This window comes from Photorhabdus viridis (assembly GCF_040256935.1).
Classification (GTDB): domain Bacteria; phylum Pseudomonadota; class Gammaproteobacteria; order Enterobacterales; family Enterobacteriaceae; genus Photorhabdus; species Photorhabdus viridis.
The window spans coordinates 1-769 of record NZ_JBEJZY010000203.1; the positions used below are offsets into that span (position 1 = coordinate 1).

Below are 769 nucleotides of genomic sequence, written 5' to 3' on the forward strand. Positions count from 1 at the left end.
GAGATCATGGCAGACCGCTGGGCCGCAGGCTTTGAGGATAGCGTTGGGGCTGTTTCTGCTGGCGGGGATGACCGCGCTGGGCTGCTCGGCCTGGCATAACCGGCAAGAGTTACGTCAGGTGGACGATGACTGGCAGCACTATCACGCTGTCGCCATGACGGATACGCGCGGCAAAGCGCAGGCGGTGGCGGTATTGCGGGACGATGCCGGTCGTCTTGAAGAGTATGACCGGCATGGAGTGCCGTGGCGTCTGGGATTAGGGCTGTATCAGGGGGCGCGATTACGTCTGCCGTTACAGGCGGCGATTGAGGGCTATCACCCTGAACATCAGGAAAAAAAACCGGTGACGCCCCCGTTACCCCAGACGATCAGCCTGAATAGCCCGGCCCTGTTTGATGTGGGACAGGCGACACTGAAACCGGGCTCAACCCCAGTATTAATCAATGCGTTGATCAATATCCGCGCCAAACCGGGCCGGATGATTTTCATCACCGGCCATACCGATGCGACCGGTAATGCCGCGAAAAACCAGGCGTTGTCACTGGCACGGGCCGAAGCCGTCCGTGACTGGCTATTACAGACCGGCGCGTTGTCGCCCGCCTGCTTCGTCGTACAAGGCGACGGGGCGACGCGACCGATCGCGACAAATACCACCGCAGCTGGGCGTGCCGCTAACCGCAGAGTTGAAATCCGTCTGATACCGAACACGGTCGCCTGTCCGCGACCGCAAACGGTGCCGGGCGTTTCAGCAACAACGTCGCTGATACCG

1 protein-coding gene is annotated in these 769 nt (G+C 60.9%); it reads left to right on the plus strand.

What is annotated here, in order from left to right:
* Positions 1 to 769: OmpA family protein (locus ABR397_RS22975; protein WP_350307728.1), on the plus strand; the 769-nt coding region annotated here is incomplete at both ends.